8 protein-coding genes are annotated in these 8,477 nt (G+C 75.9%); 4 read left to right on the top strand and 4 right to left on the bottom strand.

Features of this window, described 5'->3' with window-relative positions; translation table 11 throughout:
* The first annotated feature begins 497 nt into the window (after window positions 1-497).
* Both ABD345_RS39420 and ABD345_RS39415 read left to right on the top strand, forming a co-directional pair.
* Window positions 498-1,256 (top strand): alpha/beta hydrolase, encoded by a 759-nt coding sequence (locus ABD345_RS39420; RefSeq protein WP_344559577.1) that lies wholly within the window; start codon window positions 498-500, stop codon window positions 1,254-1,256.
* Window positions 1,257-1,428: 172 nt separating this feature from the next.
* Complete coding sequence (locus tag ABD345_RS39415; protein WP_344559575.1) at window positions 1,429-1,971, top strand: GNAT family N-acetyltransferase; 543 nt, start codon at window positions 1,429-1,431, stop codon at window positions 1,969-1,971.
* A gap of 112 nt (window positions 1,972-2,083) precedes the next feature.
* Here ABD345_RS39415 and ABD345_RS39410 read toward each other — a convergent pair whose 3' ends face one another.
* The 3 genes from ABD345_RS39410 to ABD345_RS39400 all read right to left on the bottom strand — a co-directional run bounded on the left by ABD345_RS39410 (window position 2,084) and on the right by ABD345_RS39400 (window position 5,529).
* A complete protein-coding gene (locus ABD345_RS39410; RefSeq protein ID WP_344559573.1) occupies window positions 2,084-3,571 on the bottom strand; it encodes a serine/threonine-protein kinase in 1,488 nt (495 codons plus the stop codon).
* A gap of 77 nt (window positions 3,572-3,648) precedes the next feature.
* Window positions 3,649-4,878: a serine hydrolase domain-containing protein gene (locus ABD345_RS39405; RefSeq protein WP_380271812.1), complete on the bottom strand. Its 1,230-nt coding sequence runs from the start codon at window positions 4,876-4,878 to the stop codon at window positions 3,649-3,651.
* A gap of 165 nt (window positions 4,879-5,043) precedes the next feature.
* Entirely contained in the window at window positions 5,044-5,529 is a 486-nt protein-coding gene (locus tag ABD345_RS39400; protein ID WP_344559569.1) for a carboxymuconolactone decarboxylase family protein, read from the bottom strand.
* A gap of 120 nt (window positions 5,530-5,649) precedes the next feature.
* Here ABD345_RS39400 and ABD345_RS39395 point away from each other — a divergent pair, with 120 nt between their 5' ends.
* Window positions 5,650-6,576 (top strand): pirin family protein, encoded by a 927-nt coding sequence (locus tag ABD345_RS39395; protein WP_344559567.1) that lies wholly within the window; start codon window positions 5,650-5,652, stop codon window positions 6,574-6,576.
* Window positions 6,577-6,948: 372 nt separating this feature from the next.
* On the opposite strand, the gene ABD345_RS39390 is transcribed toward ABD345_RS39395, so the two are convergent.
* Entirely contained in the window at window positions 6,949-7,311 is a 363-nt protein-coding gene (locus tag ABD345_RS39390; protein WP_344559565.1) for a DoxX family protein, read from the bottom strand.
* A gap of 208 nt (window positions 7,312-7,519) precedes the next feature.
* Here ABD345_RS39390 and ABD345_RS39385 point away from each other — a divergent pair.
* The coding region (locus ABD345_RS39385) for a molybdopterin-dependent oxidoreductase (RefSeq protein ID WP_344559563.1) at window positions 7,520-8,477 on the top strand (958 nt) is incomplete at its 3' end.

Genomic DNA, 8,477 nt, shown 5'->3' with positions numbered 1-8,477 from the left:
CACCTCGACGACCTCGTCGAGCAACGCGTACAGACCCGAACCACCGATCACGCCGAGCTCAGCCGTCGGCGTGCCGTCAGTACGGGGCGGGTGGACGTCGGCCATGGCTCTCCTCGGCTCTGGCGGTCGGTCGCGGCCCCGCTGCCCGGTCCAGCGGGCTGGCGGGCGTCGGGCTGGTGGTTCGGGGCCGCGGTGCGCGGGTCCGGCGCGGGGCGGACCGGTCCGGCCGCGCGCCGCGGGCACGCTCCCACCTTACGAGCAGTCAGCTCCGCTGGTGCGCACCGGCCGTCGCGGTGTGCCGCCACCGTCCGGCGCGGTCCCTCCCGCGCGGCCCGCCGGGGCGTCCGCCGCAGCCTGTCCGGGCGGGCCGTCCCGTGGCGCTGTCCGCGTACAGTGGCAGCTCCAACCGGTGGGCCCGGGGCGGTGGGCGCGTAACGACCAGCGCGGGCGGACGCGGACCGGCGCGGACGAGGACGACTAGGGCAGGGGACGGTGCGATGGGCGGTCGGGTCGCGGTGCACGCGGAGGGCGGGGTGGTGGGGGCGCACCGGCCGCTGGCCTGGCGGGCGCTGCCGCCCGCGCCGGACGCGGCGGTGCTGGTGCTGCACGGCGGCCGGGAGCTCGGGGCGCAGCCGCCGCCGGTGCTGAACCTGCCGGGGCTGCGGATGCTGCCGTTCGCGCGGGCGGTGCGGCGCGGCGCGGGGGCGGCGGACGGCCGGTCGCTGGCGGTGGGCACGGTGCGCTACCGGTGCCGGGGCTGGAACGGTGACCGGGCGGACGCGGCCCGTGACGCGGAGGCGGCGCTGTCCGACCTGGTCGGACAGTTGGGGCCGGTGCCGACGGTGTTGATCGGGCACTCGATGGGCGGCCGGGCGGCCCTGCGGGCGGCGGCCCACCCGTGCGTGCGGGGCGTGGTCGCGCTGGCGCCGTGGTGCCCCCGGGACGAACCGACCGAGCACCTGCGGGGCCGCTCGGTGCTGATGCTGCACGGCGACCGGGACAAGGTGACCCCGCCCGCTGACACCGACCTGTTCGCGCTGCGGGCCCGCGACCACGGCGCCCACGTGGCCGGTTACCGGGTGCTGGGCAGCGGTCACACCCTGGTGCGGCGGGCCGGTGACTGGCACCGCGCCGCCGCCGGCCTGGCGCTGGCCCTGCTGGGCCTGGGCGCGCTGCCGGAGGAGGTCGGCGCCGCCCTGGCGCTGCGCGGCCGGGACCCGGAGGGCCTGCGCATCCCGCTCGGCGGTCGCCGCTGACCGGTGCGCCCCGGTTCCGCCCGCGGCTCCGCCGGGGCGCACCGGGCGACGGGCGGGTGACCATCCGGTGACAGCTGGTGCGGATCGGGCTTCCGGCTCGCCCCGGGCGGGTAGGGGGCGCACACTCCGGTGGAGGGAGACGTCCGCCAATCGACTGAGGGAGGACCCGCCCATGGGGATCAGCCTGACCACTGACCGGCTCGTCGTCCGGGACTGGACACCGGACGACGCCGAGGACGCGCTGGCCGTGTACGGCTCCACGGACGTCGCCCGCTGGCTGACGCCCGTGATGGACCAGGTCGCCGACGCCGAGGCGATGCGTTCGGTGCTGCAGCGCTGGGAACGGGAGCAGGCCGGGCTGCTGCCGCCGCGCGGGCGGTGGGCGGTGGAGCGCCGCGAGGACGGCAAGGTGATCGGCGGCCTGGGGATCCGTCCGCTGCCGCCCTACGACGAGGACCTGGAGATCACCTGGCAGCTCTCCCCCCGGGCCTGGGGCCAGGGCTACGCGACGGAGGCGGGCCTGGCGCTGCTGCGCTGGGTGTTCACCCAGGACATCGAGGAGGTCTTCGCGGTGGCCCGCCCCAAGAACGACCGGGCGCACGCGGTGGCGAAGCGGCTGGGGATGCGCTGGGTCGGCGAGACCACCAAGTACTACGACCTGAACCTCCAGGTGTACCGGATCCGCCCGGCCGACCTGCCCGACAACCGGCCCTGACCTCCCCTCCCCTCCCCCGCAGCGGTCCTGAACGGAGCTGACGGCGTGTCGGCTCCGTTCCGCACGTCGGGCCGCGGGCACCTCGGGCTGCGGGTGCGACCGGTCCGACGGGTCAGTACCGCTCCTCCACCCGGCTGCGGGTGCGGGCGATGGCGGCCAGCCGTCCGTGGTCCGCGCCGAAGCGGGCGGCGGTGTCCTCGCGCAGGGCGTCGAGTTGCCGCAGGGCGGCGGCGCGGTCGCCGGTCTCGGCGGTGCGGTGGACGAGTGCGATGCGCTGGCGGAACGCCTCGGGGGTGTCGGGGCCGAGCGCCCGGGCGGTGTGCCCGGCCAGTTCGGCGAGCAGGTCGGCGGCCTCCCCGGGCGCGCCGGTGTCGCCGACGCGGGTGGCGTGGGCGAACCGCAGGTCGAGCGGGTCGGGGTGGTCGGAGCCGTACAACTCCTCTGCGACGGGGAGGAGTTCGGCGAAGGCGTCGCGGGCGGGACCGGGCGGGAGCTGTTCGGCGGCGGCCCGGCGGGCGGCCAGGTCGAGCGCCTCCGGGTGCCGGTCGACCGTCGGGTGCAGGTGCACCGGCCCGGCCTGTTCGGGCGTCGGCAGGTCGGCCGCGTACCGGGCGGCGAGGGCGAGCCCGGCGGGCGGCAGCCAGGGTGCGGACCGGTCGTCGGGGCCGAGCAGGACGAGCAGCTGACCGGGCGTCGGGCGCAGCGCCGGATCGGGGTCGAGGCAGCGGGCGAGGGCGGGCAGCAGCGCCCCGGGGACGTCGGCGAGGTCGGGCCGCCCGTCGGTGGTGCGCCGCCGGACGGCTCGGACCTCCTCCGGGCCGGGGGCGCCCGCCGTTCCCGGGCCCGCCGTTCCCGCGACTCCCGTCCGGGGACGGCCCGTCCAGGGGTGGCGGCCCTGGGCGGCGGTGGCGAGCAGCGCGCCGAGCGCGAACACGTCGCCGGGCGGGCCGATCTCGGCGGGCCGTTCGATCTGCTCGGGCGACTCGTACCCGAGGGGGCCGTGCCCGAAAGGGCCGTGGTCGGCGTCCGGACCCGTGTGGTCGGCGTCCGGACCCGTGTGGTCGGCGTCCGGACCCGCGAGGTCGGCGTCCCGGTCCGCCCGGCCGGCGTCCGGAGCGGTCCGGAGGCCGAAGCCGGTCAGTCGCGGGCCGTGCACGGTGACGAGCACCCGGCGGGGTTCGAGGCCGCCGTGGACCAGTCCGGCTTCGTGTCCGGCGGCCAGGGCCGCGGCGAGGTCGGCGCCCAGGCGGCGGACGGTGGCGACGGGCAGCGGGCCGGTGGCGCGCAGCAGTTCGGCGAGGTCCGGCGCGGGGACGTGCGCGGTGGCCAGCCAGGGGCGTTCGGCGTCGGGGTCGGCGTCCAGCACGGGGACGGTCCAGGGCCCGCGGATCCGCCGGGCCGCCCGGGCCCGCCGGGCGAAGCGGTGGCGGGCGGCGGCGTCCCGGTCCGGTGCGGGGTGCGGTTCCTCGACGGTCACCAGCAGCCCGTCGGCGGCGCGGCACAGCCGGGCCCCTCCCGCGCCGCCCCCGCCGGCAGCAGCACTGTCACCGCCGCCGTCACCGGGTGCGCGCAGCACCCGGTACGGTCCGATCTCCCGCATGTCCGGGCCCTCCCCCGTCGTCTTCCAGGACGACGGGAGGGACGTACGGGGGGCGGGGCGGGGTTCCCGACCTGGGGTTATTTCTCGGCGGGCAGCTCGTACACGTGTCCGGGGGTGGCGATCGAGGTGATCGCCTCGGCGAACAGGGTGGAGGGCTCGTTGCCCTCGTAAATGATGTCGGTGTTCAGCAGGATCACCAGGCTGGCGTCCTGCTCGGGCAGGTAGACGGTGACGCTCTCGTACCCGGGCAGCGAGCCGTTGTGGCCGACCCAGCCGCCGACCCGGAACAGGCCGAGCCCGTAGCCGGCGCCGTCGCCGAAGCCGGGGACGGGCAGGAACTTCTCCCGCTCGGCCTGGGTGGCGGGGCTGAGCAGGGTGCCGGTGGCCAGGGTCTTCGCCCAGTGGTGCAGGTCGTGCAGGTCGGAGATCATCGCGCCGGCCGCCCAGCCCCAGGACGGGTTCCAGTGGGTGGCGTCGGCGGTGGAGCCGTCCAGCGTCTGGTCGGTGTAGCCGTGCGCGTAGGGGCGGGGCAGTTCGGCGGCGCGCGGGAAGAGCGTGCGGTTCAGGTGGGCGGGCTCGGTGACGTTGCGGTGGATGAAGTCGCGCAGCGGCATCCGGCCGAGCTTCTCGACCAGCAGGCCGAGCAGGACGGTGTTGGTGTTCGAGTACTGGTAGTCGGTGCCGGGCGGGAAGACGTTGGCGTGCTTGAACGCGTAGGAGAGCAGTTCCCGCGGGGTGAAGGGCCGGTTCGGGTCGCTGAGCAGGGCGTGCACGAAGTCGTCGTCGAAGGTGTAGGAGTACAGGCCGCTGCGCATCTCGGCGAGTTGGCGGATCGTGATGTGCTCCCCGTCGGGGACGCCGTCGAGGTACTTGGCGATCGGGTCGTCGAGGCCGACCAGGCCGCGGTCGACGAGTTCGAGCACGGCGGTGACGGTGAAGGTCTTGGTCTCGCTGCCGATCCGCATGTTCAGGTTGGGCGTCATCGGCTGCCCGGTGGCCTTGTCGGCGACGCCGTCCGCGTGGACGTACGTGCCGCGCCCGGGCATCCACAGTCCGACGATCACACCGGGCGTGCCGGTGCGTTCCCGTACGTCGGCGATCGCCGCGTCCAGCCGGGCCGCGAGCGCCGGGTCCAGCGGGCAGTCCTCGTCCGCGAGTTGGTGCACGGGGCGGTGCGCGGGCTGCACGGCCGGGCGGGCGAACGGGGCGCCGGAGTCGGCGGCGGCCGGGACGGCGGGGGCGAGGGCACTCAGGGCGAGCAGGGCGACGGCGAGTCGCCGGGCGCGGGGACGGCGCATGACGGGCATCTCTTCCGGGAGGGGGGTGGACCTGTTCCGGACAGGTCACCACCCGGACGCCCCCGCCGCGCCCCGCCCGTCCGCCGGACCCCGCGTTTCCACCCGTGCGGCGGGCGGCCGCTCCGCCTGCTGACGGAGCCGTCAGCAGGCGGGGCAGCTGCCGCCGACGCTCCGTCAGCGGGCCGGGCGGACCGGGTGCTTGCTCAGGATCGACACCCGGTTGAACGCGTTGATGGCGATCGCCACCCAGATCACCGCCGAGATCTGCCCCTCGTCGAACACCTGCCGGGCCTGCGCGTACGCCGCCTCCTGCGCGGCGGCGTCGGACGGGTGGGTGGTCGCCTCGGCCAGCGCGAGGGCGGCGCGCTCGCGGGCGTCGAACACGGCGGCGTCCCGCCAGGCGGCCAGCACGCCGAGCCGCTGCACACCCTCGCCCTCCTTCAACGCGGCCTTGGTGTGCACGTCCAGGCAGTAGGCGCAGCCGTTGAGTTGCGAGACCCGCAGGTTGACCAGCTCGACCAGCCGCCGGTCGAGCCCGGCGTCGGCGGCCGCCTGCCGGACGGCCTCGGCGGTGCCCAGCAGGGCGCGGAACGCCTGCGGGGTCTGCTTGTCGACGTAGACCCGCCCCGTCGGGGCCGCCGTCTCGGTCACCTCGGACACCTGGACTCTCCTCCGCTGCGCACTGGTGTTTGTCGGACGCTCCGTTCCATGATAGTTGAAGATGAAACGATTTGTTGGACGTGTGCGCCGATCCACGGCCGCATGGGAGGGAGCACCCCGATGAGCACCACCGAGAACGGCCCGGCCGAAGTCCTGCCCCCGCGCGACGTCCCGCTCGGCGGCCCGCGCGCGATGACCGTCCGGCGCACCCTCCCGCAGCGCGAACGCACCCTGATCGGCGCCTGGTGCTTCGTCGACCACTACGGGCCCGACGACGTCGCCACCAGCGGCGGCATGGACGTCGCCCCGCACCCGCACACCGGCCTGCAGACCGTCAGCTGGCTGTTCAGCGGCGAGATCGAGCACCGCGACAGCCTCGGCGTGCACGCCTTCGTCCGCCCCGGCGAACTCAACCTGATGACGGCCGGCCAGGGCATCGCGCACTCCGAGACCTCCACCGCCGCCACCACCGTCCTGCACGGCGTCCAGCTCTGGGTCGCCCTCCCCGACGCCCACCGGCACACCGCCCGCGACTTCCACCACCACGTCCCCGCCCCCGTCCCGCTCCCCGGCGGCGGCGAGGCCCGGGTCTTCCTCGGCACCCTGGCCGGCGACACCTCCCCCGTCCCCACCTTCACCCCCCTGCTCGGCGCCGAACTCGCCCTCCCCGCCGGCGCCACCACCACCCTGGACGTCGACCCCGCCTTCGAACACGGCCTCCTGGTCGACCAGGGCGACGTCCTCTTCGCCGACACCCCCCTGCACCCCGCCGACCTCGGCCACCTCCCGCCCGGCCGCACCACCCTCACCCTCACCAACACCTCCCCCACCCCGGCCCGCCTGATCCTGCTCGGCGGGCCGCCCTTCGGCGAGGAGATCGTCATGTGGTGGAACTTCATCGGCCGCACCGGCGAGGAGATCCTCCAGGCCCGGCTCGACTGGGAGAAGGGCGACCGCTTCGGCGAAGTCCACGGCTACCCCGGCTACCGCCTGCCCGCCCCGGAGCTCCCGAACGTGGCCCTCAAGGCGCGTGGCAACCGGCACTGACCTACGGAGACCCATGCGCGGCCCGGCCTCACGCACCGCCCCGGCCCGCCTGCGCCCCCGTTGAGCCGATCGGGTGGACGTCACCGACCGGCACCAAGCCGACGAACCTCCCCCCTGCGAACGAGGGGTGTGCGCGAAGCCAGGGTCGGCCGTCTCGCGCACGACGGCGGGGGCGGGACTCTCCGGTTGGCACCACGGGTCCCGTCCCCGGCCTTTCACGGCCGGGTCACGTCACAGGATGAATCGGTCGGACGGCCGGCGCCGTCCGCCGCCCGTGACGCTACGGAGCCTGCGGCTGGAGCGCCCGCCGGGCCAGGGCTGCGGCGGCCCGCTCGCGGGCGTCCGGTACACCGCCCGGCGTCCGACACCCGGTCAGCTCCAGGCGACCCGGACCGCCCAGGCGATCAGCGGGGCCTGCAACGGGAGCCGGGCCAGCGCGGCGGCGCGCTGCGGGGCCGGGCGGTGGCGCCAGTCGTAGGCCATCTTCACGTTGGCGGGGAAGACCGCTGCGAACAGGCCCGCGGCGGCCAGCGCCCCGGTGCGGCGGCTGTGCGGGTGGAGGACGGCCGCACCGACGGCCAGTTCGGCGGCGCCGCTGAGCCGGGTCCAGGTCCGGGGCGAGCCGGGCAGACTGCGCGGGACGATCGCGTCGAAGGGCTTCGGAGCCGCGAAGTGCGCGATCCCGGCGGTCAGCAGCAGGCCGCCCAGCAGACGGGCGGAACGGTCGGATGCCATCGGCGCTCCCGGTGGGGTCGGCGGAGAATTTCCTACCGAAGAGTAACTTCGATGGCCCGAGAGTGGAACCCACCGGATCGCCGCCAAGCCGACCAGGCTCCTAACGGAACACCTCCCGAGAATGCCGGACTTCATCCCCGGCACGACCCGGTCGGAGGAGTCGGAGAGTGCGACCAATCCGGGCCCACCGGTGCGCCGAACCGCAGATGTGACCGATGGACAGAGGCCCCCCGCCGCACTGCCAAGCCGCCGCCACCGCCTGCTGTGCGCCGCCGCTGCGGCTGCGGTCGGCCTGGCCTCCGCGGTGGCCGCGCTGGGCGCGGGTGAGCTGGTCGCGTACGTGACGGGGGCGCCGACCGCGCCGGTGATCGCGGTGGGGTCGGCGGCGATCGACCTGACGCCGACGCCGCTGAAGGAGTACGCGGTCCGCACCTTCGGCACCCACGACAAGGCGGTGCTGCTGGGCGGGATCTACCTGACGATGACGCTGCTCGCCGCGCTGGCCGGCCTACTGGCGGTGCGCCGCCCGGCCGCTGGAGCGGCGGTCTTCGGGGCGTTCGGCGCCCTCGGCGCCTGGGCGGCCCTGTCCCGCCCCGGCGCCGCCACCGCCGACTGCGCGCCGTCGATCGTCGCGGGCCTGGTCGGTGCCACGGCCGTCCTGCTGCTGGCCCGGCTGTACCGCCGGGCACTGCCCACCGCCGCCACGCCGCTTCCGGGGACAGCGGAAGCCGGGGAGACGGTGGAGAGGCCGGAAGGCGCGGAGGCCGAAGTCCCTGCACCACCGGTCGGGTTGACGAGCCGCCGGATAGTGCTCGCCGCCACCGCCGGGACCTTCACGGCGGGCGCGCTGGCCGGGTTCGGCGGACGCGCCCTGACCGACCGCCGGTTCGACGTCACCGCCGCCCGCGCCGCCGTCCGCCTCCCGGCCCCGGCCGAGCCGCTGCCGCCGCTGCCCGCCGCCGTGCGCCCGAACGTCGCGGGCCTGTCCCCGTTCACCACCCCGAACGGCGACTTCTACCGGGTCGACACCGCACTGACGATCCCCAAGATCGATCCGCGCGATTGGGCGCTGCGCATCCACGGCCTGGTGGACCGGCCGCAGTTGCTCACCTTCGACGACCTGCTGCGCGAACCCCTCGAAGAACTCGACCACACCCTGTCCTGCG

The organism is Kitasatospora saccharophila (assembly GCF_039529925.1).
Taxonomy (GTDB): Bacteria; Actinomycetota; Actinomycetes; order Streptomycetales; family Streptomycetaceae; genus Kitasatospora; species Kitasatospora saccharophila.
The sequence above is the reverse complement of the archived record's forward strand: the minus strand, read 5'-3'. Positions and strand labels throughout refer to the sequence as shown.

Excerpts from the sequence above, each read along its gene's own strand:
- ABD345_RS39390 (WP_344559565.1), bottom strand. The coding sequence starts at position 7,311 with ATGGCATCCGACCGTTCCGCCCGTCTGCTGGGCGGCCTGCTGCTGACC.
- ABD345_RS39410 (WP_344559573.1), bottom strand. The coding sequence starts at position 3,571 with ATGCGGGAGATCGGACCGTACCGGGTGCTGCGCGCACCCGGTGACGGC.
- ABD345_RS39405 (WP_380271812.1), bottom strand. The coding sequence starts at position 4,878 with ATGCCCGTCATGCGCCGTCCCCGCGCCCGGCGACTCGCCGTCGCCCTG.
- ABD345_RS39420 (WP_344559577.1), top strand. The coding sequence starts at position 498 with ATGGGCGGTCGGGTCGCGGTGCACGCGGAGGGCGGGGTGGTGGGGGCG.
- ABD345_RS39415 (WP_344559575.1), top strand. The coding sequence starts at position 1,429 with ATGGGGATCAGCCTGACCACTGACCGGCTCGTCGTCCGGGACTGGACA.
- ABD345_RS39395 (WP_344559567.1), top strand. The coding sequence starts at position 5,650 with ATGAGCACCACCGAGAACGGCCCGGCCGAAGTCCTGCCCCCGCGCGAC.